Source organism: Photobacterium sp. GB-56 (genome assembly GCF_003026105.1).
GTDB lineage: Bacteria > Pseudomonadota > Gammaproteobacteria > Enterobacterales > Vibrionaceae > Photobacterium.
Window position 1 is genome coordinate 128,548 of sequence record NZ_PYNW01000004.1, and the last position, 25,577, is coordinate 154,124.

The window sequence follows — 25,577 nt, forward strand, 5'->3', positions numbered from 1 at the left end:
TTTTATCCCATTGGTTAGCTTTATTCGCTGCAATTCTTTTTCGGTATCCTTACTAATACCTGAAACTCCCCATTGGCTAACTGGTTTATTGATAACTCGTAATCGTTAATTTTGCAGATGTTATCAACGATAGATAACCCCAAACCATAGCGATTGTTATTAGAACGTGAATCGTCATGTTGAAATAACGGTTGCACCAGTTTATCGACTTCCTGCTGTGAGTAATTAATAGAGGATGGGTTGGTGATAGTGAATACCACACCCTGAGTATCATCATTAATCGTAATATTAATAGCGGTATTAGGCTCGCTGTAAAACAGTGCATTATCTAATAAGTTGGTGATGATGGTTTTTAAACAAAACTCATCAGCGAGAACTGGGTACTGAAGTGTGTTATTTAAAACGACACGTTGTTTAATATCGTCATATTTAAAGTTTAAATCGTGAATCACGGTATTTGATAAGGTTGTGATTTCAATCGGCTGTTTATAAATAGAAAGCGAATGAGACGTGCGTTGTAGTAATAATAGGTTTTCTACTATCACTTTCATTCGGTTCGATATTTGGAGAATGTCCGAGGTAAAAGTTTTCGCTAAACGTTCATCATCGGGAAAGCGTTGATGCACTTCGGTTAGGGTGATGAGTTCTGCAATAGGGGTTTTGATTTCGTGGGCGATATCAGAGGTGATCCGTTTTTCGTTATCGACCATTTTACGGTTAGTTTCGAGGAAGTTATTAAGCTCTTTACGGATCAAATCAATCTCAATATAAGAGGATGCATTTTCTTTAAACGCAAAGGTGTGATTGTGTCGTTGCTGTTTATTTTCGTTAAACAGTTTTATTTGATCGTTTAAGTTTACGAGAGGATCAAGCCCTTTAGTCACAATGATTTTAGCGACGACACGCATAATGATCATCGAGAGTAAAAAGCTACCAACCAGTAAAATATCGAGAATCCCCGTAACCTTATCAAGTCCTGTCGTTGATGCATAAATGGTTAAATAAATAGGGGTTGGTTTTTTATCTTTAGGTTTTGCGAGATAAGAGTATAGAAATGCCTTACCTATCTCATGGTTTGGTAAAGTGACATCGACAATTTGATAGCTATTTAGTGGTAACTTCTTGTGCAGTAAATTGATGTTGGGGTAATCATTGAGCGATGTAGAACGATAAATGACATCATCATTTTTCCAGATCTGATAATAGGCATAATCTTTATCGCTTTTAATCGTTTGTGCAAAATCTTGGATATTGGTGATGGTTTTAAACTGTCCGGCTTTTTGTTGGATCTCTAATTCAAATTGTTCTTGAACCCAATTATCCACACTGAAATCGACGAAAGTAAAAACAATAATAATAAAGAAGCCAAATACGGCGCTGATCGCGTTAATTAAATTCTTTTTAATTGATCGAGGATTTGTCATGTTTAACTCTCTACGTAATACCCAAAACCGCGTTTATTTTTTATTGGCAATACAGCCTCAATATTTTTCGCTTTTTTACGCATGGTAGAGATATGTACTTCAATGGTATTTTTCGAAATATAGTCGAAGTTATTAGTAATATTATCGCTGATCATACTAGCGGTCAGGATTTGACCTCGGTGAGTGAAGAGATAATCGATGATCTTAAATTCATTCGGTGTGAGTTCTAAATCGTTGTTACCATAGAATAACGTTTTGTTATTAAGATCTAACAGAAAGCCATCAATTTCAATGGTATTGGTAATGCTTACAGGTTGGCAACGACGGGAAATTGCAACCACACGAGCATGGAGTTCATCAAATGAAAAAGGTTTAGTGACATAATCATCAGCACCTTGCATTAAGCCATCAATACGATCTTGGCTTTGTGTTTTGGCTGAAAGAATAATAATACGAGTTTCAATGCCTGTTTGACGCAGTTTATTTAAAATTGTCATACCGTCAATGCCAGGGAGCATGAGATCTAAAATAATAATATCGTAATCATTGTCTAATGCTAAAGTGAGCCCTTCATTACCATTTTCTGCTTCATCAGTGGAAAAGCCTAAATTATTAAACCCCACAGCTAAACTACGACGTAATGCCGAGGAATCTTCGATAATCAGTATTTTCATGGAATGAGAGCTCAAATAAAAATGTATACCTGTAATGTCTTACAAGTATACATTAAGTCAATGGGATCATTGAATAGTTATGCTTTTACTCGACAGCTTGCAGTAATGTCTAGCTTAGGATTTATCACTTTTGATTTCACACCGTATAAGCTCAATAGGCTAGGGAATAAATTATCCTGTGATAGTCCTGCTTGGTTTTCTTTTTTCTCTAAACACGCTTTATTTAACCCTTTCGCTTGTGCGTATTGCTTTGGCAACCATAGTAACCAAGGCACGTGTTTTTGCTCTTTAGGCGCAATAGAGAAGGGCGCACCATGAAGATAGAAACCGTTCTCACCTAAAGATTCACCATGATCTGACATATATAACAAAGCAACATTATATTTATCTTCTTTGGCTTTTAGCATTTTGATCACTTGTTCTGTCACATAGTCGGTGTACAGAATAGTATTGTCGTACACGTTCCTAATTTCTTCGTCAGTACAATTTTCAATGTCGCTGCGATTACATGATGGCTTAAATTTATCGAACGCTTTAGGGTAGCGTTTGAAATAAGTCGGTCCGTGACTACCGATTAAGTGCAGTACCAAAAATTTATTTGTATCGCCTTTATCAATAAAGCTTTGTGCTTTATCTAGCATTACACTGTCGTAGCAACTGGTACCATTACAGAATTGATTATGCTGTGAAGGATCGATCGCTTGATAGTTAACGCGATCTGCTACGCCTTTTGATCCGCCATCGTTATCAAGCCACAATACTTTCGCCCCTGCGCGATGGATAATATCAACGGCATTATCTTGAGAATATGCACGATCTTGGTTGTAATGTGCTCGTGTTAAATTCGAGAACATACAAGGCACGGAAAGGGCAGTATAGGTACCGCAAGATTCAACGTTTTTGAACGATATTATGCCTTCATTTTTGGTGTATGGATTGGTGTCACGTTTATAACCGTTATAAGCATAGTTATAGGTACGTGCGGTTTCACCTAAGATCATCACAAATAAAGTAGGTTTATGGTTTTTACTTGGGCTTAGTTTTGCGTCTAACCCTTGTTGTTTAAATGGTAGTGGTTTGTAAATAAACTTCTTATAGAGGTACTTACCACCCGCATATACATGACCTGGAATGATCATACGGTTTAAAAAATGGTTATTTCGACCCACAGAAGCATAGCTTTTAAATGTCGTTAATCCGACGAGCAAAATCGCTGTACAAGCGATACCGATTAACGCGACACGAGCAACGATATCTTTAATAAAAGACTCTCGCTTGGTGATTTTTACCATTGCAATCCAAATACTTGGCACAATACCAAATACGATGACGTAGATAATAGAATGGGCATTGACATAAGACAGCGCTTCATCTGAACGTGTTTCGAAAATACTTTCAATTACGGCATTATTAAATAAGGTGTGGTAATTCACTTCTGCATAGAGTGCCATCGATGAAGTAATGGTTAAGAAAATCATTACTGGCTTAAACAGGTATGGCCAACATAACACTGTGAAGATAATCAGAAATGCCGCCATTAATACAATCGGTGCAGTATATGGAAAAAAGACATTAGACACTGAATGGCTTAAATCGAAAATCTTAGCGAGGATCGGATAGTTAAAGCATAGGGTGAAGTATGCTGACATCACCACGATGAAGCTTGTCATCTTAATTTGGAAAATTTGACGCATTACGAGCTCTTATGAATTAGCGAATAGCCATATCATCCATTTTATAACTTAAGGCTTACTTAATATTTGGATTAAAATCACTATTATTTTCAAACATGCTCACCCCTTATTCAACAAAATTGACTATCAATACTGAATTAACTTTCAACAGATGTTAGAAATGAAGAAAATGATATGGTTAATCTAAATCAATACTGCGAATAAATTGGACATAGATGCATTTTCTTGCTTCTCTAAAAGGAATCATTCATTAGCAAGGAATAGCTGTGCTTGCAATAAATACCATTATATCTTTTGCCTTTTTAATCGCAGCGATCTTTATTACTAAGTTGCTCGCTTTATTAAGTTTTGTTGAACTTCCCATCGAACTTAGTTCGCAAGATGGCATCGATGCTTTACTTTTTGGTATTTACTTTGATGCTAGCGCTGCTGTTTTACTGACTATCCCCATTTTCCTTAGCTTAATCATTGCTAGTTTATTTAAACGAGCAACCAATCAATTAACTCGATTCTTACTCTGCATTGCGATTTGTTGGGTTGTTATTACTACCTTTTCTGATGCCATTTATGCCAAAGAAGCCAGTAAACATGTCACATTTGAACTGTTTAATACGCAAGGGATGGAAGTGTCACTTATTCAGACTGCGTTTAAAGGTTACTTTGGAACTGTCGCGCTTGGTATTGCATGTTTATTAGTATCACTGTTTTTCATTTGGAAATATTTGCCATTATCCAATAGAAAGCAAGCAAACTGGTATTTTAATAGTCTGTTTATATTTTTGTGGTTAGTTACTACACTAATCATTGTTCGCGGAGGCTGGAAAGACTCACCTCAGAGTCCGATGAGTGTTTATACTATTGGTGACTTAGATAAAGCCTTCATTGCTTGGAATGCTCCCTATAGCATTGGTTACTATCTCTCTAAAGGCGATCTTGCGCCCATAGAAAAAATCACTAAAAATCCAACGTCACAGCAAGTTAAGTTTTTTGAACATACACAAGAAACAGCTTCTCCTGCCCAGCTTCAATCACTTAAATCGGCCAATGTCATTGTTGTTCTGCTTGAGAGTTGGTTGGCTTTTGATATGCAAAGTTACTCGGGTGTTGTGAATGCCACCCCATTTTTTGATCAACTTAGAGCACGTTCTTTTTCGACGTACTCAACCTATGCCGATGCTTATCGAACAGTACAAGGGACGTTTTCTACATTTTGTTCTTACCCAAATCCTATAAACGGCTTTATGGCAAATAGCCAATTACAAAATGCTTCTTATTCGTGTTTACCACATATTTTAGCTGAGCGAGGTTGGCAAACAGCCTTTATTCAGGGAAGTGGAAGAGGGGCGGTTGGGGCTTTTGCACAAACGTTAGGGTTTGAGGAGTCGTACGGTAAGTATGATTACCCATTCAAAGCGGTGCACAATGAATGGGGATTTATGGATGATGATATCTATCGTTTTTCTTTAAACCAAATCGATAAATTCAGCCAAACGGGTAAACCCTTTCTTATGACCATCAATACAGGGACCACTCACGGTTCTTTTTTACCGGATAATGTTGAATATGTTTTTGGTCGCGAAAACATCATTAACGAGCGTAGAAGTGTGATGAAGTTCGCTGATGATGCACTGAAACGTTTTATTCCTAAATTGGATTCGAAGCTTGCTCAACTCGATAAGCCGACCATCGTTATTTTGCTCTCAGATCACACGGCAAAAACGATAACTGGAGGATTAGTTAAAAATTCTATTCCACTTCTCATCTATGCGAGTGATCAATCTATCCCTAATGAAAAGAGGTCGATCACCTCATCTCAGAGAGATATTGCACCCACGATTATTGATTGGCTTGGTGGTTATGTTCCATGGTTTACTGGCAACTCGCTATTTGATGATAGCTATGATGGTCGCTCAAGCTTTTCGTATGGCACGAATTTCTTTTGGCTAACCAAAAATCATGGTGTTGCGATAGATAGTGCGACTGGTGAGCTACATTCTTGTTTTGATATTGATAATGATGTTGTGACTAAAAGACGATTAGAGTGTTCTGAGCAAGCTTGGAGCGAATCTCTTTTTGCCGAGGGAAGTTATTTTAATGCTATTTCACAGCAGTTGTTGTTTGAGGGAAAAACGCAACAATACCGTAAAGTAAACACCAAACTTTAAGGATAATTGTTCATCAGTTTAGTGCTTGATACTTATGATAACTTGCTAGTTTGTTGTGTTTATTCATGTTATACAAGAAACAGAATAGATAGACGAGTAAGGGAATCACGAAGTTATGTCTAGTAAGAAAATTGATACTGCATTAGTGAGTGCAGGAAGAAAGAAAAAATACACTCACGGTGCGGTGAACAGTGTTATTCAACGTGCTTCATCATTAGTTTTCGATACGGTTGCAGATAAAAAACATGCTATTAAGAACCGTGCGAAAGGCGAGTTGTTTTACGGACGTCGTGGCACGTTAACCCACTTTGCGCTTCAAGATGCGATGGTGGAATTAGAAGGCGGTGCTGGTTGTTATTTATATCCATGCGGTGCGGCTGCGGTATCTAACAGTATTTTAGCGTTTGTTGCTTCTGGCGATCATGTATTGATGACAGGTGCCGCCTATGAGCCTACCCAAGAGTTTTGTAATATTGTCCTTAAAGGATTAGGGGTTAGTACTACTTATTATGATCCCTTGATTGGTGAGGGGATTGCTGAACTTGTACAGCCAAATACCAAGGTTGTTTTCTTAGAATCACCAAGCTCTATCACAATGGAAGTGCAAGATATTCCAGCAATTGTGAAAGCTGTGCGTGCTGTTAACCCTGATGCTGTGATTATTATGGATAACACATGGGCGGCAGGGGTGCTATTTAAAGCGCTCGAGCACGGTGTTGATATCTCTGTTCAAGCTGGTACGAAATACATTGTTGGCCACTCTGATGCGATGATAGGGACGGCAGTTAGTAATGAACGTTGCTGGGATCAACTACGTGAACGTTCTTATTTAATGGGGCAAATGGTTGATGCTGATACCGCGTATGTGGCTGCTCGCGGATTGCGCACTATGGGCGTTCGTTTAAAACAACATCATGAAAGCAGTATCAAAGTAGCAGAATGGCTGGCAAAGCGTCCAGAAGTTGCAACCGTTAATCATCCAGCACTACCAAGCTGTAAAGGCCATGAATTCTTTGTGCGTGATTTTTCTGGAAGCTGTGGTTTGTTTTCATTTGTGCTTAATAAACGGTTATCGAGTGAAGAAGTTGCTAATTTCTTAGATAACTTTGAGCATTTTAGTATGGCGTACTCTTGGGGCGGTTATGAATCTCTTATTTTGGCAAGCCAACCTGAAGAGTTAAATCGTATTCGTCCTGTGGGCAAAGTAGATTTTGAGGGCACGCTTATTCGTGTTCATATTGGTTTAGAAGATTGCGACGATCTCATTGAAGATTTAGCCAATGGCTTTAGCCGCATCGCTTAATTAACCTTAAATATATCCTACAAAATAAATCGCTTTTTTCATCTGTTATGGCATTTGAAGAAGCGATTTTTTATTATTCATGTAAATAATACTTTACGAATGAGTTTTTCAATCATCCCCATAAAGTTAAAATAACTAATTTTATCAACTGGTTAATGTCTATTGTTACTCTGCTCAAACTCTATAATGACGCGATAGATACACATAATGACGGTATGTAGCACTTTTATTTAATAACTTTTCTTTATAGTCAGTATTGTAATCGATGAGGAATGGATTTAATCTACAACTAAAGATGATAATGATTATCAATTAGAAAGTAATTGTTAAATGCCATATGGAAATGACAGCGATTAAAAAGACGAATCTACTTAACTCATGATGTTGAGTTTCAAGGGGCTGTTATGAAAAATACACGTATTGTTTTACTTCGTCATGGTCAAAGTGTTTGGAACAAAGAAAACCGTTTTACTGGCTGGGCGAATGTCTCTCTTTCTGAATTAGGCGAAAACGAAGCGCGTAACGCAGGTATTAAATTGAAAGAGAATGGTTTCAACTTTAATTTTTGCTATACCTCAATGCTTGATCGTGCGATCAAAACATCTAACTTAGCATTAGAACAGCTTGATTCTTTATGGATCCCTGTTGAGCACGACTGGCAATTGAATGAACGTCATTATGGTGATCTTCAAGGATTGAATAAAGCAGAAACCGCAGAGGAGTTTGGCGACGAACAAGTACACATTTGGCGTCGTAGTTATGATATTGAGCCACCACAAGTAAGTGAAGATAGCTCCTTTTACCCAGGTAATGATAGACGTTACCAAGAACTACAACATAGCCAACTTCCACATGGTGAATCGTTGAAAGATACTTATGATAGGGTAATACCATTCTGGAATGAAAATATTGTCCCTAATGTTAAACCTGGCTCTGATATTTTAATTGCCGCTCACGGTAACAGCTTACGTGCTTTGATTAAATATTTAGATAATATCCCTGATGACAAAATTACAGAATTAGAAATACCAACAGGTGCACCATTAGTTTATGAATTTAACGAGCAAATGAAACCTGTACAGAGCTATTATTTGTAATGCGTATTAAATGAAATATTGAGAAAAATGCCCTATTGAATAGGGCATTTTTTTATTAATAAAACGAGAGAATGACTTAAGAAGAGCAACTAATTTCTAACTCTTTACCCCATTTAGGAGGAAGATCGGCAAGATCTTCAAAGTTAGGATGCTCATCAAAAGGATCATGTAAAACGGTTAATAGATTCTCTATAAATGTGAAATTTCCTTGCTCGGCAGCATCGATAGCAAGCTGTGCCAAATAGTTACGAAGAATATATTTCGGGTTGCTGTTAAGCATTAATGCTAAACGTTGTTGATCATCGATATTTGAAATACGTTTTTTGTAATCAGCTAACCATTCATCGATTGCGGTTGTATTTTCAGTGAGAGATGAAAAATGAGAACTGGTGTTATCGAGTTCGTCTTGGGAAAGCGTCGAAAGCGTGCGGAAGAACTGGGTGTAATCGATCGATTGTTGTTTGAGTAAATTAAATAACTGCTGAAATAACTCAGTGTCTTGTTCTTGGTTATCGAATAAGCCTAATTTTTGACGCATCAGTTTGCTGTAATGCACTTGTAGTTGGTGCTGATAAATTTCTAATGCATGTTCTATGTCTGATTTATCAATGATAGGTGCTAAGGCGTAACCGAGTGCTGATAAGTTCCATAACCCAATGGATGGCTGTTGATTGAAGGCATAACGACCAGAATAATCAGAATGATTACAAATATAACCCGGATTATAATCGTCCAGAAAACCATAAGGGCCATAATCAAACGTTAAGCCTAAAATCGACATGTTGTCGGTATTCATAACGCCATGAGCAAAGCCTACTGCTTGCCAATGGGCGATCATTTTAGCTGTATTTTCACAAACTTGCTCAAACAGGGCGGCGTATGGTTTTTCGACTTGTTGGCACTCAGGGAAATGATGTTGAATAACGTAATCTGCTAATAAACGTAATTGATCGTGTTGTTGGGTATAAAACAGATATTCAAAATGGCCAAATCGGATGTGGCTTTCTGATATTCGGAGCAGGGTTGCGCCAAATTCTTGTTTTTCACGGTACACATGAGTATCACTACCAATAACCGCGAGTGCATGTGAGGTCGGAATACCAAGGCCTGCCATCGCGGCGCTGGCTAAATATTCTCGAATGCTTGAACGAATAACGGCACGGCCATCGCCCATACGCGAATAAGGTGTAAGTCCGGAGCCTTTTAAGTGAATATCCCACTTTTTACCATGACTTGTTTGTACTTCCCCCAATAATAAACCCCGACCATCACCCAGATCGGGGTTGTATTGCCCGAATTGGTGGCCAGTGTATTTCATTGCTATGGGATCAAATCCAGCTAAGGTGTCGTTACCACTGAATATATTAATAAAATCATCAGATTGAATGGCGTTTATATCGAGTTCTAATAATTTCGCAATGTGTGGATTCACACTGATTAAGTAAGGGTTACTCAGCGGTTGCGGACTAACGAAAGTGCCGAAAAGTGAAGGGAGTTGGCTGTAAGTATTATTAAAAACAAGCTGTTGTAATGATTTCATAACAAAGGTATTCGGTGGGTTTAACAAGGATTATAGATCTAACCATATATTATAGTTAAGTACTTACATCCATTACATTTCTAATCATGAAGTGTATCGAGTAGGGGTATCGCTTAATAGAATAGTATTTAGCTTAGCAATATGATCCTTTGTTCATTTCTATTGGTTTGTTATTGAAGGGAATACAATGAACTTAACAAGGAACATACTTTTTGCCAGCACCGCCTTAGCGCTATTGGGTTGTGGTGGCGGTGGAAGTGGTGAGTCAACACCACAAGCTAAAGCTGGTGATGATATTTATACCTATGCTAATAAAAGTGTGGTGATTTCATCTAACAATATTGATCCAAACGGGACAATTGTGGATGTTTCTTGGACGCAATCAGACGCAGATGCAACAAAAGTCGAACTGATAAAAGTAAACAATAGCGCTACGTTTACTGTTCCTGATATTCAAGACAATGAAGTGTTTAATTTTACCGTTACGGTCACTGATAACGACGGTGACACAGCAACTGATGACATCAGTGTATATGCAAAACCAGCGGAAAAATCCTTATCTCTTTCTTTTGTTGGCTTAGGTGATATCAAGAAAGTAACCAATGAAGCAAAGGTGACTTTAAAAGGAAATGTTGTTTCTGATCATGATATTAAACAGATCTTAGTGACTAACGGTACCACCAAGCTTTCTGTGAATGCTGAAGTCGATGAAATGTGGTCAGCAACAATTGATTTGGTAAAAGGTAAAAATCAAATCACCGTAATGGCGTTAACCGCTGATGAAGCGCAGGTTGAGATTGTTTCTACGATTAACTATCACCCAGCGATGGATTTCACTACGCCGTTAACATTAAGCCAGCGCTCTTTTGTGTTAAATGAAGATGCAGTAACGATTTACGCTAATATTGGTACATCAAATAATAAGAATCCTGAAGTTAACTTGATCGGCTCTGGCGGTAGCATTAGTTTTGATGAAGGTGCTGATGGAATCGATGATGATGGTATTTATGCGACCTCTTTCTCTTTTAATCCAACTAAGAAAGGTAAATTTTGTTATCAAGCACAAGTATCTGATAGCGAAAAGAATGTATACCAATCAGAGCCTGCCTGTATTTGGGTAGCTGAAAAATACACCTCAGATCAAGTCACTAAGTCTGTTGATATTGCTGACAGTGTTGAAACATGGTTAACCTCAGAATTAGATAAAGGAAAAGATGTTCATGCTTCAGCCAAGGCGGTGGTTGATCAACTTAACACCCATAAGGATGTAGGTGCTGCTGGGTATACCTATGAAGGTGGTATTTGGTGGGTAAATGAAGATGGTATTTTAGGGCTTCATAACCCTCTCGTTGAAAATTCAAAGTCAGCGGCTCGTAGTGGGACTGTTGCGCCAACACCTGTTGTGAAAGCGGCACGTGAAACGCGTTATTATGATGATGTATTTAAAAAACAGGCCACAACCTACTCATCAGTAGCGCCGGCAAACCGGATTCAAAGCTCTAAAGCCGTGATGATCAGCCCGTATATTAATAATCCTGATGTGTCTGAGTTTAGTAACTTCTTCACAGCGGATGATTACTATGGTGTTTGGAAAACGATTAAAGATAGTCAATCATGTAAATTATTCCCTGATAGTGAGTTTGTGAATAACGAAACTGTGGGTGTTTCGCTTGATAGCTTTAAAGACTTTACTACTTTTGGATATATTCATTTTTCTACCCACGGTAATAACTATTTCAATGGATTATTTAAAATCTGGGATGAGAAGTGGGGGCCAAGTCACTTCTTAAAAGGGTATTTATCGGTTTCTGGTTTATATACAGGCATAGTTTTACCTAAAAATGAGGATGGCACTTATAACCTTGAAGGTTATGAAAGCGATCTTTATATGAAGCGCCTAGCCATTGGTGCTGGTGGCGCGTTGATTATTCTTCCTTCGTTCTTTGATCATTATCTTTCCACTATGCCTAAGAGCTTAGTCGTACTGTCAGCGTGTCGGTCTGTTTACAATAATTCACTTGCCAATGTGTTTTTATCAAAAGGTGCAGGGGCGGTGATTGGTTATGATGACTATGTCCTTTCTTCTTATGCTCAAGATACGACGAATGCCATTATTAGTGACATGCTTGAAAATGATTCGACATTGAAGGAAGCCTTTGATGTTGCTGTTAATAAACATGGTATAAGTGATAACAGCAGTGATGAAGCATTTATACGTATGAGAGGCGAAGAAGATTTAAAACTATCTAGTGGCTCATTTGATAATCTCAGTTTTGAACAAGGCGAATTGAATGCTTGGGCGAAAAAGGGTGATGGTCGTATTATTACAAATCTTGGTGGAACTAAACCGTTAGATGGTCAATTTGTTGGTGTTGTATCAACGGGATTAGGCTATACCAATGAGCTAGGTAGTATCGAACAATCTGCTTGTTTAGATAAAAACGTAACAACATTAAATTTTGACTGGAAGTTCTATTCAGAGGAATTTTTAGAATATTGTGGTACCGGTTTTGATGATTCATTTACTTTAAACGTGTGCGAGGAAGGCACAACAAATTGCGCATCGTTTGAAACCAGTGTTAATAAACTTTGCGAGAATCAAGAAGTACTGGTGGAGTCTGATGTATCGTTTGATCAAGGAGGTGTGTATAACACCCCTTGGATAAAAGAGCAGTTAGATGTCTCTGCTTTGGCCAACAAACGCGTGAAGCTAACAATAGAGGCGATCGATAAAGGTGATACAGCATACGATAGTGCGATATTGATTGATAACATAGAAGTTAAATAATTAGAGAGGTGCGCATATGCTGAAAATGTTTTCTTCGTGCGCACCATTATTATTTTTATTGATGCTGACTTATGGTTGTAATGTTAAATCCGATGTGGTTTATCAATCAAAAGATTTAGGTAAAGTCTTATATCAACATAAAGATAATAATGGTTGTGATTTAGAAGCAGTAGATAAAATGATTGCTCAATTCTATCTACAAATTGAAAGAAGAGAGTTGCTGCCATTAAAGGCTATGTATCAAGAAAGTGATGCTTTTATTATGAAGATAAAAACATTGCCTGCATTAGTCATTATTAAAAATGATGCAAAATGGTATATCCCATTAATAAAAGGCAGTGACTGGATTTTCGTTAATGTTAATGACACCGTTAACGTATTTAAATATCCGGAGGTGTTTCGTCAATTATGTGAATAAAGCCCCATAATAGTCACTAGTAATAAACCAATGATTATAGGGCTTATATTTTTATTAATATTACTTTTTCAAAATCTTCATTGAGCTGATAGCGTGCTCAAAACCATCGGCATTATCTTTGCCACCATTGTAAGTATAAGATTTGCCTTGATAGTTAATATCTTCGTAAAAGCGAACTTTCCAGCCAGAAGGGATCTTAAATGACACCATTTTGTCGTTAAAATCAGTGTCGAAAAAGTTAGGTTGATCGCGACTGATATCAATGGAATGGCCTTTTTGATTCTTTTTACTAAATAGCTTCACTGATTTATTCGAGTTGTGGTCATTATTTGCTGATAGCGAAGTTGTAAAGCAATTAGCTTCTTGTGCTCGGCAAAACATATCACTTTGCGATTTTAAGCAACGCTGTGAAACTTTATAGCGGGCTGCATCTTCAGTTCTAGCTGCATCTGCAAACATGTCGGTAAACGGAGAAAGGGTGCAGACATAAATTTCATCATTATTATGTTTGGCTGCAAACGCAGGAGAAACAAAACCAATCATAAGAGATAAACACAGTAATTTTTTCATTTTTCACCTTAAATATTAAAAAAATCATATACTTACCAGACCAATAATAGTCTTATAAATTCGATGAGGTTACAAAATTCACACCAATAGATGACATTCTATTCATAAAATCTTTTGCTTGTTGTTCAAATCCAGCAACAGGGCTGGTGGTATCGATTAAAATTGTTAGCTTTTTGATCTCTTCGTTTGTGAGCTTTTCGACTATTTGTTCAACCGTACTGGCAACACAGTGGGAAAGAGCTTGGCCTGAAATATAAACCTGATCATTTTGCTTAACGAGCTCGACTAGTTGAGGATCAAATTGGGTCTTTTTATCATCTTCTAACGGATATTCAGCTTCGCAACCACCGTAATGCTCTGTATGTGGGTTCTCGCCTTTAGCAATACTGATATGTTGTGTATTCGCTTGCTGCTCCCAAGCATGAATAGCAGCCTGAATAGGTTTAACGATATCATGTCCAACAGAGCCAATCACACAATGAGTCGGCCAGATAAGAAGGTTATATTTTCCCGTTTGCTCTAATGATTGGGTGTAATTAAGGACATGATTTAAAAGCGTTGGATCAGTAGGCTGCCAGATACCATCTACAATGTCTTGATGGCTAATTAGAGTAAATGGGGCTGGGTGTTCGCCTGCTTCATTTTTCCAATAGGGCGCATGAGCAATATCGTATTCATGATGGCTATCCAGTGTCACAATAATCTGATTAATATTCTTTTGTTGCTTTGTAATAAATGCAGCAAGTTTGTTAGCGTCTTCCCATGCACCAGGAACGGGAAGTGCTGGCGAAATAGTAATCTTCTGAGATGCTGAACCTAATGTGAATTGTTCATTAACGGGAACATCATAAAAGTCATATTGAGGATCAATGATAAGTAAAGACGTCATTGGTAGACGCATTGCATGCTCCTTTATGCTTTGTTAGCTTGACATGATTATGTCGAAATAATGGAAAAAATTTGAGCTAAATATACGTTGATGAGCGTTAATTGAAAAGAAATATCATTCAATTCTTAATTAGAAAATTGTTAAACTGTTTTTCTGCAATATTATTATTTTACTTATTGATATTATTAACTAAAAATTAGTTTTTGAATTTTTATATTGTGAATATAAATACAAAAAGGCAATTTGTCATACAAATAAAAAGTAGTGGTATACAGAATGACAAATAATCAATTTTTTCAAGACATTTTAGATTTTGCTGATGTGAAAATTAATGGTAATCGTCCTTGGGATATTAAAATTCATGATGAAGGTGTTTTTGATCGCGTATTAAAAGATGGTTCTTTAGGCTTTGGTGAAAGCTATATGGATGGCATGTGGGACTGTGATGCTATTGATGAAATGATTTCTCGTGTATTACATGCTGGTATCGAAGATAGGCTAACCACCACAACAAAAATACAATTAGGGTTAAAAGCTGGCGCGTCTAAACTTAAGCAATTATTTAACCCTCAAAGTGTTGAGCGTGTAACTCAGGATGTGCCTTTTCATTATGACTTAGGCAATGATTTATTTGAAGCTATGCTCGATCCTCGTATGACTTATACGTGTGCTTATTGGAAAGACAGCGACAACCTGAAAGCAGCGCAAGAAGCAAAGCTAGATTTAGTCTGCCGCAAAATGGGTTTACAACCGGGTATGCGTTTACTTGATATTGGTTGTGGATGGGGCAGCTTTATGATCTTTGCTGCTGAAAAGTATGGTGTTATTTGTGATGGTTTAACCTTATCAAAAGAACAAGCAGCACTTGGTCAGGCGAGAGCAGACGATAAAGGCTTACCCGTTAACTTTATTCTTCAAGATTACCGCTTATATCAACCAGAGCAGCCTTATGATCGCGTTGTCTCTATTGGCATGATGGAGCACGTTGGCCCTGAAAACTATGAAGACTACTTTAAATCTGCGTACAGTTTTCTTGCTGAAGACGGTATTTTCTTACTTCACACCATTGGTAGTCCGAAATCAAAAACCTCAGTTGACCCATGGATCAATAAGTACATTTTCCCTAACGGTGTGATCCCATCAATGATGCAAATTGGTGCGTCAGCTGAAGATTATTTCAATATTGAAGATGTACAGAACATTGGTCCTGATTACGATACAACACTCGTCGCTTGGAATGATAACTTTGAAGCCGCTTGGCCGACATTAGCAGAGAAGTATGGTGAGCGTTTCTACCGTATGTGGCGTTATTACTTGCTGTCTTGCGCTGGGGCATTCCGTTGTCGTGATTTAAATGTGTGGCAATTTGGTTTAACAAAAAAAGGTGCAGAATTACCAGTTTCTGTTCGTGCAGCATAATTTTCAATACCACAGTAAAAAGCTCACTATTGCACGATTGTTATCGTCAACAGTGAGCTTTTTGAGCGTTAGGCCGTTTGCGCTTTTTCGCTTTCCTTCGCAGCTTGAGCTTCCGCAACTGGCTTTTTCTCTGGAGGGAGAATAGGCTCAATATCCACAATTTTGGAACGACTCATAATAATTTTCCAACGCTGAATACGCACTGTTTTATCTTCGTCTGTTTCTTTGGTTATTAAGTTAATCAGGTGACGTTTTTCCACAGACTCTTTTGTTACCTGGCCATCATTCAGTTGGTATAAACGCTGAGAGCCTTTTTCCATTAATGCTGCAACAGTACGTAAATCTAAAATGATCGATTCTCGCGTTTGCTCATAACCACTTAAAAACTTTGTTGGTGACATACGGGTGGTACTTTTATAGTGAAGAATGGTTTCTTCCCGGTGAGACACTTTATGTTTACGCGTTTTACGAATATCGGTTGGTAAACTGTCATAGCTAATATATTCAAGCCATTCGAGCTGTCGACCAATTAAATGAGTGGTATTCGCATCAAAGAACTGCTTGCGCCAACGAGCTTTACCTTTCCGTAACCAACGCCAAAGCATGGTTTTTAAGTCATCTTTAAACACTTCACGTGCGGCATAAATTAGCGATAACACCAAAATGAATGACGCGGTAATATCACCGAGCATACCGCGTGCTTTTATCAGCATCATGGTGACAAAAATCATCACAATGCCGGCAGCTGCGCCTGTCACCACTTTTTTTGTGCTTGCACCCAGCTCAATGGTTTTCTCACTCATCGTAACAGGGTATTCAATCAAACGTCGTAATAGCCGCATTTTATTCGACATACGGGTTGGATCTTCCATCGCTTTAGCCGAGTTATAATTATGCTTTATTCGGTGTTGTGTTTCAGATTCACAGATTTCAAGTAACGTTGTTTTAATGGCGTTGTAATCGTTGCCACGCGGAAGATGAGAAATTAACTGAAGGAAGCGCTGCTCAGTAAACCAAGACAGATAGTTATCAATATTCTCGTAATACTTAAGCAGCTTTTTGTCGGTTGGAATATTTCGACGTAAGCGCTTTAAAATACGCACCGAGATATTGGCAGATTCCTCAACATCTTCAAATGTCGGGTTATCATTTTGATTTAATAAATCATTGGTGGCTTTTTCTAGCGCGAGTGCATACTGATAAGCGTAAAGGCTTAAGCTTAAACGGTATTGTTCGATAGATAATTTTCCACGGCTGGCAAGGCGACTATGAACAAGAGGAAGGTGATTAATATCACTGAAATAAGTGCGTTTACCGTGGATAGCGTTATGATAGAACTCTTCTTCAGAAATGATATTGGCATTTAAACCAAGCTCACCGGGAATGAAGATGTACATATCGAGCTGCCGATTGGTTGTTTCTTGAATAACATGGGATATTTTTAATTTATGCCCATCTTTTTTATCGACAGTGATCACTTATTGATATCCTCCAAGATCTACAACAATAACTTACTCTATTAATTTTAGAATAAGTTGGTTTTAAATATTACTGTTAACTATATAAGTTTGCGCTGATAGCATGAAAAATCATCAAATAAATGCAGATAGGTCAGGCGTTGCGAACCAACATCACGTATAATGCAGCAATCTAAGCACAACACGTGCATTATAGCCGATTGATTAGCGAGATATAGCTAATTCATCATGCAGCTAATAAATTGATTGATAAAGATATTGAAGCAACATCACCAAACGCGTGTCGTTGCCTATGCAGAGAGTACCTGATACATGATTAGAATTGGAAAATACAACACACTAGAAGTCGTCAAACTAGTAGATTTTGGCGTATTTCTTGATGGTGGTGAAGACTTCGGTAATATCCTGTTACCTAAGAACTCAGTTCCAGCAGGTACCGAGCTAGGCGATAAGTTAAAAGTATTTATTTACTTCGACTCGAATGACGAAGTCATTGCTACAACAACGGAACCTTATGCACAAGTTGGCGATTTCGCAAAACTACGTGTAGTGGGTGTAACCAACATTGGTGCGTTTGTTGATTGGGGTTTAACGAAAGATTTGCTTATTCCATTTAGTGAGCAACGCCGTCGTTTAGAAGAAGGTCAAGAAGTGGTTATTCACGTATACACAGACAAAGCGTCTGGTCGTATTGTGGGTACTACTAAATTTAACCGTTACTTAGATAAGACACCAGCAACTTACCAGATCGGTCAAGAAGTGCAGGTAATTATTGCTGAAGTAACAGATCTTGGTTTTAAAGCCGTGGTTGAAGGTAAACATTGGGGACTTTTCTTTAAAACAGAATCATTTGGTAAGCTATTTATTGGTAAAGCATTAAAAGCCTACATTAAAGAAATTCGTCCAGATGGTAAGTTAAACCTATCACTACAGAAAATGGGTAAAGATCGTGTTGACGATCTAGCGGATAAAATCTTAACCTCGTTAGAGCGTAAAGGTGGCTTTATCCCAGTAAGTGATAAATCAACTCCTGATGAAATCTTCCAAGTTTTTCGTACAAGTAAAGCGACCTTTAAGAAAACGATTGGTGGCTTATACAAGAAAGGGTTAATTGTTATTGAGCGTGAAGGTATCCGCTTAAACGACAACGACTAACAACTTGCTCGATAAATCGAGTAAAAGAAAACCGACGCATGCTGTCGGTTTTTTTATATCTAAAAAATAATAACTCACTGAAAAGTAGTATTAAATGCTTTCTTAGTCTTTTGACTTTAATGCTTTTTCAAACTTGGTAATATTCCAGCCAATTAACACCTGATCACCCACTTTTAAAACAGGGACAGATCTAGCGCCAGTACTATTAAATTCCTTTCTTCCTTTTGGTGAGCTGATATCAACCAAACGATAACTGTAGTTTTTATTTGTCATGTATTGTTGTGCATCTTTACAGTTTGAGCAGTTTTTCTGGCTAAATAAGACAATACGTTTCATTGGGATGTTTCTTTTATTTTAATATTTGCTGTAACTCTAACATAAATGAAATGAAAGATAGTAATGACAGAACAGTAGTTACAAGTGGTCTAAATCAAACAAGTTTTTAAGCCTGTTTACTTTTTCCTATCAGTAATAAAGAAGTGATACGGTAAAGGCATAGGTGATAACGCTGTAACTTATAGATTGCTTTGCAAATACGTATTTTATTTTGTTGAAAATATCAGCACATACATGCTTGTTAAATACGCTGATATTTTCGATTTTATTGCGTTAAAGCAAATTATTTTTTTTATATGGAAATAATAAAGCAGCATTTACAGCTAATGTTTTGATTTTTATGGGTTAGCTTTTGTTTTTGGCTCAATAAGTTTAGGTGTATCACTCTTGGTGTAACAACCAAATAACAATGTGATGTTGCTTGTATTTTTAGTGTAAATACAATGCAACCCTCTTTTGGGTAACAACAAAGATCTCATGATTGCTTTATTAGGTATATTCGTTCTACTTTTACTCGCGTTTCTTATCTCAACGGATAAAAAGCGTATTCCTGTAAAAATGGTGTCTATCGCGTTTGCGTTACAAGTACTGTTTGCTTTAATTGTTTTATATATCCCAGCAGGTAAAACAGCACTTCAAGCTGTCAGCAATGGCGTAACGTACGTCACCGATTATGGTAAAGATGGTTTGTCATTTTTATTTGGTGGTTTGGCAACAGGTAGTATCGGTTTTGTATTTGCCGTTAATGTACTTGGTATTATTATTTTCTTTTCTGCACTGATTTCTATGCTGTATCACGTAGGCATTATGCAGAAAGTCGTTAATATTTTTGGTGGCGCACTGCAACGTATTTTAGGTACGGGTCGTGCTGAATCATTATCTGCTGGTGCCAACATTTTTGTCGGCATGTCTGAAGTCCCACTGGTTATTAAACCGTATTTAAAATCTATGGATGATTCACAACTTTTTGCGGTGATGACATGTGGTTTGGCTTCTGTTGCAGGTTCTACGATGGTGGGTTATGCCGCTGTTGGTGTTGATTTAAATTACTTGATTGCCGCTGCGTTTATGTCTGCGCCTGCTGGTTTATTAATGTCAAAAATCATTATGCCGCCAAGCGAGAATAAGCTATCAGCGAATGAAATTACCAGTGTTGAAATTCCTAAAGCAACCAATGTAGTTGAAGCGTTGGCTGATGGTGCAATGTCTGGCTTGCGTATGGCGGTGACTATTGGTGCAACATTGATTGCTTTTATCAGTGTAATCGCATTATTTAATGGCCTGTTAGGCGATATTGGTGAGTTCTTTGGTATTCATGGCTTAACGTTCCAAATGTTGATTGGTTACCTGTTTGCGCCAGTTGCACTTTTACTGGGTATTCCAATGAGCGAGGCGGTAACTGCGGGTTCGTTAATTGGTCAAAAAGTAGTGATGAACGAGTTTGTTGCTTTCATTGATATGATTAAAGTGCAGGATACCTTATCGCCACACAGCCTTGCTGTTGTTACTTTTGCATTATGTGGTTTTGCCAATATTACAACGCTGGCTATTTTGATTGGTGGTATGGGAAGCTTAATTCCTGAGCGCCGTCCATTTATTGCGAAATACGGTATCCGCGCAGTTGCAGCTGGTGTACTGGCAAACTTAATGAGTGCAGCGATTGTGAGTATTATTTTATTGCTCTAGTAGCAGAGTGAAAAATAGTATTGGATAAGAGAGCCGACTGAGTATTAGAAAAATAGTCACAGTCGGCTTTTTAATACCTGAAGAGTAAACGGTTTACTTTATCCCTTCTTCTTTAAAACGCTTGGTTATACGTTTTTGAATTTTCGGACCTAATTTCTGTCCAAATTCTTGTCCAACTAACATGCCTTCTTGATTGATAAGCGGCATTACTCGAATTAACTTTTTGCCAAATTCGGTATCGTTAATTTCAATCATTTTACGCAGTTCATCTTCAGTGAAATGCTTATTGTAGATTGGGTACATCATGGTTTTGAAGCTGTCGTTGATCACAAACTCTTCATCCATGATGGCACTGATCTCTTCTTCTACAATGTCAAACGCTTTGGGATTAATATCGGGCTTAGATTGCTTTAAGATCAATGTCATTTGCTGGGTGAATAAATCTGAATATTGCCTACCGACAGCAACGGCAGATTGCCCCGTTTGCGCTAATAGTTTATCTATCAGTAGTTTTTTTGAGACTGGAATGTCACCAGTGGCTGCAGAGACATTAAATGACAACGCAAGCAAGGCTGCTGCTAAGATCTTTTTACTAAACATGTTTATCCCGTAATTTATTTTTTGTATTAAGGTGTTTTAGCAAAAAAATGCTCGATATATAAATTTGAGCTTGAGTTGTGTGAAACCGATCGGCTAGGGGATTTAGAGGTAGTCGTTAGTAAAGCAGTGATGGGTGAAAGGAATTACCGCTGTATATTTCATGGATGGCATATACAGCGGATATGATCAATTAGCGCAAACTGAGCAAGTGGGTTGTTTCATTAACTTCATTTCTCGCCAGCTCATTGTGAGCGCATCTAGCATGAGCAGTTTACCTGTTAATGGTGTCCCCATGTTGGCAACCACTTTGATTGCTTCCATCGCTTGAACTGCACCAACGATGCCGACAACGGGCGACATAATGCCTGCTTCAACACAGCTTAATGTTTGTTGACCAAATAGGGCGCTTAAACACTGATAACACGGCTCGTTATCTTGGTACGTGTAAACACTGAGCTGACCTTCCATACGAATTGCTGCGCCGGAGATAAGCGGCGTTTTGGTTCTAAAGCATAGGCGGTTAAGTTGATTACGAGTATCAACGTTATCGCTACAATCTAAAACAATGTCGTGGCTTTCTATGAGTGGTAGTAACGCTTCATCGGTTAAGCGTTTGGCTATGGTCTCTACCGTAAGATATGGGTTAATACGACATAACGCTTCTTTTGCAGAATCGACCTTTAATAGGCCAACCGTAGCATCATGGTGTAACACTTGACGCTGAAGGTTAGAAACTTCAACCTTATCATCATCAATCAGGGTTAGTTTACCCACACCAGCAGCGGCTAAATATTGCGTAGAAGCACAGCCTAAGCCTCCAGCACCAAGGATAAGCATAGAAGAAGACTTTAATGCTTCTTGCCCTTCAAAATCAAACTGACGCAAAATGATTTGGCGGTTATACCGCAGCATTTCATCATCTGTCAGTTCAACGTTATTTGTGTTTTCTGTTGTCATTAGAAATACCGTTTGCTTAGTACAAGGTGTGGTTGAAGATTTCGATAGTCACATCTTCACCCGCTTGAACACGACCACGATCTTGCTCTAGTACCACAAAGCAGTTAGCAAGGTGCATTGAACTAAAGGCACCAGAGCCTTGATTGCCTGTTGTTGCTACTTCTAATTGACCTTCAACGTTAATGCTGTAAATACCACGTTGGAAATCGGTACGACCAGGGCGTTTTTTAAACATTGTTGTCGCTTTTGCTTTTACACGAACAGGCGGTTGGTATTGGCTGTTACCTGCTAGTTTCGCCAGCATAGGTTGTACTAGTTGGTATAAAGTCAGCATTGCTGATACTGGGTTGCCCGGTAGGCCACAGAACCAAGCATTATTGATTTTACCAAACGCGAAAGGTTTACCCGGTTTCATGGCGATTTTCCAAAAACCGATTTGGCCTTCTTGATCCAAAATATCTTTGGTGTAATCCGCTTCACCGACACTAACGCCACCTGATGTGATTAATACGTCGGCTTCTGTTGAGCCTTTTAAAAATGCGTCACGCAGTTTTTCAGGGCAGTCCGGAATAATGCCTAAATCTAACACTTCACAACCAAATTTTTTTAGTAGAGCGCGAATACCGTAGCGATTGCTGTCGTAGATTTGACCAGCTTCTAGTGTTTCGCCTACTGGACGTAATTCGTCACCAGTAGAAAAGAAAGCCACTTTCGGGCGGTGGTACGTTTCAAGCTCTGCAATACCAAGTGATGCAAGTAAAGGCATTTCACGCGCAGTTAAACGTGTACCTGTTACTAGCACAGTTTCACCAAGGCTTACGTCATCACCAATTGGGCGCACGTTATCGTTCGCTTTTGGCTTGATATTAAAAGTGATGTTCTCACCATCAACAGACGTTTCCTCTTGCATAATCACGGTATCTGTACCGGCAGGCATTTCAGCACCCGTCATAATACGGATACATTGACCTTGCTGACATTTACCTTCAAATGGAACACCAGCGAAAGATTTACCCGCTAAAATCAATGTATCTGTATTTGCTAAGTCTTCAGCACGAAGCGCGTAACCATCCATTGCCGAGTTCGCAAATGGTGGTACGTTGATAGGCGAAAGAATATCTTGCGCTAGCACTAATCCCATTGCATCGGCTAATGCTACCGTTGATGTTGTAGTTGTAGAGGAAACTTGCTCAAGAATATTTTCAATGGCAGTTTCAACGGGCATAAGGCCTGGTACGTCGCAGCATCCCATAATGGTATCCATCTCGTTATTGTTTAATTTGAATCATAGTGGCTTTGAAGCAAGAGCATCAGTAAAATGATAAATATTAATAGCCCTTCAAACCACGTAGTAAATCGCTTAATTATGATTTTACCCTTTATTGTTAAGGGCTGTAAGGGATTGATTATGCCAAAATTAGGCCAATTGGACTAATCCCTAATAAATGGGAGGTGTAATTATTTTCATTTGGAGGTATTCTGCGTATGTTTTTAGCGCTGGCGAGCGAAAACAGGCTTGTTTTATTGCATTTCAGCCTGTGCCAGTTGGAGGAAAAGAATGACAGCATTAAGTGAATCTGCAGTACTAGTTCGTGATGCATTAGCAGCCCGTGGTCTTGAAACCCCAATGGTTGAACAAGATGTTAGCCGCGAAGAGAAAAAAGAAAAGATTGAATACCACATGCGTGAGATCTTATCGTTACTCGCGCTAGATCTGACTGATGATAGCTTGGTTGAAACCCCACACCGCATTGCGAAAATGTACGTTGATGAAGTGTTTTCAGGTTTAGACTATGCCAATTTCCCTAAAATCACCGTCATTGAAAATAAAATGAAGTGTGATGAAATGGTGCGAGTTAAAGACATCACGTTAACCAGTACGTGTGAGCACCATTTAGTAACGATTGATGGTAAAGCGACGGTTGCTTATATTCCTCGTGGGAAAATTATTGGTTTATCCAAAATTAACCGTATTGTTCGTTTCTTTGCTCAGCGCCCACAAGTTCAAGAGCGTTTAACACAACAAGTGTTAGTCGCACTTCAAACATTATTAGAAAGTGATGATGTCGCAGTTACGATTGATGCAACGCATTATTGCGTAAAAGCGCGTGGTGTTATGGATGCAACCAGTGTAACCACAACCACAGCGCTTGGTGGTATTTTTAAGAAAAATTCAGCGACACGTGCAGAGTTCTTAAACGGTATTCGATAAATAATAGTTTACGCTATTGTTGAAATTTAAAACAAAAACAACGTGCGCTATTAATAAATGAACAGAAATGCTAGTCCTTTATTGACTAGCATTTTTTTTATCTCATACTGCTGAATTATCGATTTTCTGGCTTATATATTAAAGGTCGCAGATGGATTTAATTAAACTTTCTCGTATAAGTATGAAACACTTAATTACCTTGCACGTAATGCTAGATACGCTAAGTGTTACGGCATGTGCAGAGCGATTATGTGTAAGCCCTTCTTCCGTTAGTAAAACACTCAGCCAATTACGTGACAATCTCAATGACGAACTCTTTTATCGTCATGGTAATAAGCTAATTTCTACTCCTTTAGCTCGTAGGCTAGGCCCTACGGTTCACCAAATGATCAGTGATATGAATCAGATCATGACCAAAGAAGCGTTTCAGCCAGAAGAGTATGAAGGGAGTTTTTCACTTGCGATGCGGGAAAGTACTTTTGAATTAATCGCCGGTGGTCTTTATGCCCATGTTCTAAAAAAAGCGCCGAATGTCCGTTTTGATATTTGGTCGAAAGACAGCATTGGTTTTGATGGTTTAACCAAAGGCATATTGGATTTTGTGATTTTGCCACACGATCTTAGCCAGCCACCATTGATGCAAAATAACTTAGTATGGCAGACCTTGTTTACCGATGAGATGGTTTGCTTAATGGCGCATGATCATCCTCTTGCCGATAAAGAGCTGACAATAGAAAATTATTTAAATTGTGGTCATATTGGTATTTTGGATAGTGATTTAAGTGTGCCATTTTTTGAGATGCAATTAACGCAACAGCATCATAAAAGAAAAGTGGTGGTGAATGTCGCAGACTTTGGTGGTGCAGCGACGATGTGTCATAACAGTAATTTGTTATTTACCTGCTCTAAACGTTGGGCAAGTACGGCATTACAGTCTAAAGCACTTGTTGAAAAGCCGTTACCGTTTAATTATGGCAAGGTTGCTTATAGTTTGGTGTGGCATCAACCGAGCATGAATGATCCTGCTCTTCGTTGGTTACATCAGCAAATTTTAATTCTTTGTGGCGTTGAAGATAAAACAGCAGAGATTGATTTATAAAGTCTCACTTCAAAAGATACGTTAAGAAGTGAGGATCTAAAGAAAACGAAACTCCGACTGCTGAACGACTTAA

The 25,577-nt window shown here is 38.3% G+C and carries 21 protein-coding genes; 10 read left to right on the forward strand and 11 right to left on the reverse strand.

Going from position 1 to position 25,577, the window contains the following annotated elements; translation table 11 throughout:
- Positions 1-20: 20 nt before the first annotated feature.
- The 3 genes from C9J42_RS06985 to C9J42_RS06995 all read right to left on the reverse strand — a co-directional run bounded on the left by C9J42_RS06985 (position 21) and on the right by C9J42_RS06995 (position 3,792).
- Positions 21-1,424: a HAMP domain-containing sensor histidine kinase gene (locus C9J42_RS06985; RefSeq protein WP_107301826.1), complete on the reverse strand. Its 1,404-nt coding sequence runs from the start codon at positions 1,422-1,424 to the stop codon at positions 21-23.
- Positions 1,425-1,426: 2 nt separating this feature from the next.
- Positions 1,427-2,098, reverse strand: a complete 672-nt coding sequence (locus tag C9J42_RS06990; RefSeq protein WP_107287433.1) for a response regulator transcription factor — start codon at positions 2,096-2,098, stop codon at positions 1,427-1,429.
- Between the two features lie 77 nt (positions 2,099-2,175).
- Entirely contained in the window at positions 2,176-3,792 is a 1,617-nt protein-coding gene (locus C9J42_RS06995) for a phosphoethanolamine transferase (RefSeq protein WP_107208484.1), read from the reverse strand.
- A 266-nt stretch (positions 3,793-4,058) separates the two neighbouring features.
- Between C9J42_RS06995 and C9J42_RS07000 the strand changes: the two genes are divergently transcribed.
- The 3 genes from C9J42_RS07000 to gpmA all read left to right on the forward strand — a co-directional run bounded on the left by C9J42_RS07000 (position 4,059) and on the right by gpmA (position 8,357).
- Positions 4,059-5,957, forward strand: coding sequence for an LTA synthase family protein (locus tag C9J42_RS07000; RefSeq protein ID WP_107291297.1), 1,899 nt, complete (start codon positions 4,059-4,061; stop codon positions 5,955-5,957).
- A gap of 115 nt (positions 5,958-6,072) precedes the next feature.
- On the forward strand, positions 6,073-7,260 hold the full coding sequence (metC, locus tag C9J42_RS07005) for a cystathionine beta-lyase (protein ID WP_107208482.1): 1,188 nt from the start codon (positions 6,073-6,075) through the stop codon (positions 7,258-7,260).
- Between the two features lie 404 nt (positions 7,261-7,664).
- Positions 7,665-8,357, forward strand: coding sequence for a 2,3-diphosphoglycerate-dependent phosphoglycerate mutase (gene gpmA / locus C9J42_RS07010; protein ID WP_107246573.1), 693 nt, complete (start codon positions 7,665-7,667; stop codon positions 8,355-8,357).
- A 76-nt stretch (positions 8,358-8,433) separates the two neighbouring features.
- Here gpmA and C9J42_RS07015 read toward each other — a convergent pair whose 3' ends face one another.
- Positions 8,434-9,897, reverse strand: a complete 1,464-nt coding sequence (locus C9J42_RS07015; protein WP_107301827.1) for a YdiU family protein — start codon at positions 9,895-9,897, stop codon at positions 8,434-8,436.
- A gap of 187 nt (positions 9,898-10,084) precedes the next feature.
- Between C9J42_RS07015 and C9J42_RS07020 the strand changes: the two genes are divergently transcribed.
- A complete protein-coding gene (locus tag C9J42_RS07020) occupies positions 10,085-12,685 on the forward strand; it encodes a choice-of-anchor L domain-containing protein (protein WP_107301828.1) in 2,601 nt (866 codons plus the stop codon).
- Between the two features lie 16 nt (positions 12,686-12,701).
- Positions 12,702-13,103: a hypothetical protein gene (locus C9J42_RS07025; RefSeq protein ID WP_107301829.1), complete on the forward strand. Its 402-nt coding sequence runs from the start codon at positions 12,702-12,704 to the stop codon at positions 13,101-13,103.
- Between the two features lie 60 nt (positions 13,104-13,163).
- On the opposite strand, the gene C9J42_RS07030 is transcribed toward C9J42_RS07025, so the two are convergent.
- Both C9J42_RS07030 and C9J42_RS07035 read right to left on the reverse strand, forming a co-directional pair.
- Positions 13,164-13,673: a beta/gamma crystallin-related protein gene (locus C9J42_RS07030; protein WP_107301830.1), complete on the reverse strand. Its 510-nt coding sequence runs from the start codon at positions 13,671-13,673 to the stop codon at positions 13,164-13,166.
- A 52-nt stretch (positions 13,674-13,725) separates the two neighbouring features.
- Complete coding sequence (locus C9J42_RS07035) at positions 13,726-14,574, reverse strand: hypothetical protein (RefSeq protein ID WP_107301831.1); 849 nt, start codon at positions 14,572-14,574, stop codon at positions 13,726-13,728.
- Between the two features lie 264 nt (positions 14,575-14,838).
- Between C9J42_RS07035 and cfa the strand changes: the two genes are divergently transcribed.
- Positions 14,839-15,981, forward strand: coding sequence for a cyclopropane fatty acyl phospholipid synthase (gene cfa, locus C9J42_RS07040; RefSeq protein WP_107301832.1), 1,143 nt, complete (start codon positions 14,839-14,841; stop codon positions 15,979-15,981).
- 68 nt (positions 15,982-16,049) lie between these two features.
- Here the strand turns inward: cfa and C9J42_RS07045 are convergent, their stop codons facing one another.
- Complete coding sequence (locus C9J42_RS07045; protein WP_107208475.1) at positions 16,050-17,459, reverse strand: hypothetical protein; 1,410 nt, start codon at positions 17,457-17,459, stop codon at positions 16,050-16,052.
- A gap of 312 nt (positions 17,460-17,771) precedes the next feature.
- Here C9J42_RS07045 and C9J42_RS07050 point away from each other — a divergent pair, with 312 nt between their 5' ends.
- Complete coding sequence (locus C9J42_RS07050; protein WP_005367598.1) at positions 17,772-18,614, forward strand: S1 RNA-binding domain-containing protein; 843 nt, start codon at positions 17,772-17,774, stop codon at positions 18,612-18,614.
- Between the two features lie 102 nt (positions 18,615-18,716).
- On the opposite strand, the gene C9J42_RS07055 is transcribed toward C9J42_RS07050, so the two are convergent.
- Complete coding sequence (locus tag C9J42_RS07055; RefSeq protein WP_107208474.1) at positions 18,717-18,950, reverse strand: glutaredoxin family protein; 234 nt, start codon at positions 18,948-18,950, stop codon at positions 18,717-18,719.
- A 477-nt stretch (positions 18,951-19,427) separates the two neighbouring features.
- Between C9J42_RS07055 and C9J42_RS07060 the strand changes: the two genes are divergently transcribed.
- Complete coding sequence (locus tag C9J42_RS07060) at positions 19,428-20,636, forward strand: NupC/NupG family nucleoside CNT transporter (protein WP_105060313.1); 1,209 nt, start codon at positions 19,428-19,430, stop codon at positions 20,634-20,636.
- A 93-nt stretch (positions 20,637-20,729) separates the two neighbouring features.
- Here C9J42_RS07060 and C9J42_RS07065 read toward each other — a convergent pair whose 3' ends face one another.
- From C9J42_RS07065 to moeA, 3 genes are all read right to left on the reverse strand, one after another.
- Positions 20,730-21,236 (reverse strand): DUF2059 domain-containing protein, encoded by a 507-nt coding sequence (locus C9J42_RS07065; protein WP_105060312.1) that lies wholly within the window; start codon positions 21,234-21,236, stop codon positions 20,730-20,732.
- 186 nt (positions 21,237-21,422) lie between these two features.
- Positions 21,423-22,193, reverse strand: a complete 771-nt coding sequence (gene moeB / locus C9J42_RS07070; RefSeq protein WP_107246584.1) for a molybdopterin-synthase adenylyltransferase MoeB — start codon at positions 22,191-22,193, stop codon at positions 21,423-21,425.
- A gap of 16 nt (positions 22,194-22,209) precedes the next feature.
- Positions 22,210-23,445, reverse strand: coding sequence for a molybdopterin molybdotransferase MoeA (moeA, locus tag C9J42_RS07075; protein WP_107301833.1), 1,236 nt, complete (start codon positions 23,443-23,445; stop codon positions 22,210-22,212).
- A gap of 306 nt (positions 23,446-23,751) precedes the next feature.
- On the opposite strand from moeA, the gene folE reads away from it, so the two are divergent.
- Entirely contained in the window at positions 23,752-24,405 is a 654-nt protein-coding gene (gene folE, locus C9J42_RS07085; RefSeq protein ID WP_107208468.1) for a GTP cyclohydrolase I FolE, read from the forward strand.
- A gap of 151 nt (positions 24,406-24,556) precedes the next feature.
- The gene (locus tag C9J42_RS07090; RefSeq protein ID WP_107208467.1) at positions 24,557-25,504 is read left to right on the forward strand and encodes a LysR family transcriptional regulator; all 948 of its coding nucleotides are present in this window, start codon (positions 24,557-24,559) and stop codon (positions 25,502-25,504) included.
- Positions 25,505-25,577 lie beyond the last annotated feature (73 nt).

Excerpts from the sequence above, each read along its gene's own strand:
- C9J42_RS07065 (WP_105060312.1), bottom strand. The coding sequence starts at position 21,236 with ATGTTTAGTAAAAAGATCTTAGCAGCAGCCTTGCTTGCGTTGTCATTT.
- cfa (WP_107301832.1), top strand. The coding sequence starts at position 14,839 with ATGACAAATAATCAATTTTTTCAAGACATTTTAGATTTTGCTGATGTG.
- C9J42_RS07030 (WP_107301830.1), bottom strand. The coding sequence starts at position 13,673 with ATGAAAAAATTACTGTGTTTATCTCTTATGATTGGTTTTGTTTCTCCT.
- C9J42_RS07055 (WP_107208474.1), bottom strand. The coding sequence starts at position 18,950 with ATGAAACGTATTGTCTTATTTAGCCAGAAAAACTGCTCAAACTGTAAA.
- C9J42_RS07035 (WP_107301831.1), bottom strand. The coding sequence starts at position 14,574 with ATGCGTCTACCAATGACGTCTTTACTTATCATTGATCCTCAATATGAC.
- C9J42_RS07025 (WP_107301829.1), top strand. The coding sequence starts at position 12,702 with ATGCTGAAAATGTTTTCTTCGTGCGCACCATTATTATTTTTATTGATG.
- C9J42_RS06995 (WP_107208484.1), bottom strand. The coding sequence starts at position 3,792 with ATGCGTCAAATTTTCCAAATTAAGATGACAAGCTTCATCGTGGTGATG.
- C9J42_RS06985 (WP_107301826.1), bottom strand. The coding sequence starts at position 1,424 with ATGACAAATCCTCGATCAATTAAAAAGAATTTAATTAACGCGATCAGC.
- C9J42_RS07090 (WP_107208467.1), top strand. The coding sequence starts at position 24,557 with ATGGATTTAATTAAACTTTCTCGTATAAGTATGAAACACTTAATTACC.
- C9J42_RS06990 (WP_107287433.1), bottom strand. The coding sequence starts at position 2,098 with ATGAAAATACTGATTATCGAAGATTCCTCGGCATTACGTCGTAGTTTA.
- gpmA (WP_107246573.1), top strand. The coding sequence starts at position 7,665 with ATGAAAAATACACGTATTGTTTTACTTCGTCATGGTCAAAGTGTTTGG.
- C9J42_RS07015 (WP_107301827.1), bottom strand. The coding sequence starts at position 9,897 with ATGAAATCATTACAACAGCTTGTTTTTAATAATACTTACAGCCAACTC.
- C9J42_RS07060 (WP_105060313.1), top strand. The coding sequence starts at position 19,428 with ATGATTGCTTTATTAGGTATATTCGTTCTACTTTTACTCGCGTTTCTT.
- C9J42_RS07050 (WP_005367598.1), top strand. The coding sequence starts at position 17,772 with ATGATTAGAATTGGAAAATACAACACACTAGAAGTCGTCAAACTAGTA.
- moeB (WP_107246584.1), bottom strand. The coding sequence starts at position 22,193 with ATGACAACAGAAAACACAAATAACGTTGAACTGACAGATGATGAAATG.
- folE (WP_107208468.1), top strand. The coding sequence starts at position 23,752 with ATGACAGCATTAAGTGAATCTGCAGTACTAGTTCGTGATGCATTAGCA.
- metC (WP_107208482.1), top strand. The coding sequence starts at position 6,073 with ATGTCTAGTAAGAAAATTGATACTGCATTAGTGAGTGCAGGAAGAAAG.
- C9J42_RS07020 (WP_107301828.1), top strand. The coding sequence starts at position 10,085 with ATGAACTTAACAAGGAACATACTTTTTGCCAGCACCGCCTTAGCGCTA.
- moeA (WP_107301833.1), bottom strand. The coding sequence starts at position 23,445 with ATGGGATGCTGCGACGTACCAGGCCTTATGCCCGTTGAAACTGCCATT.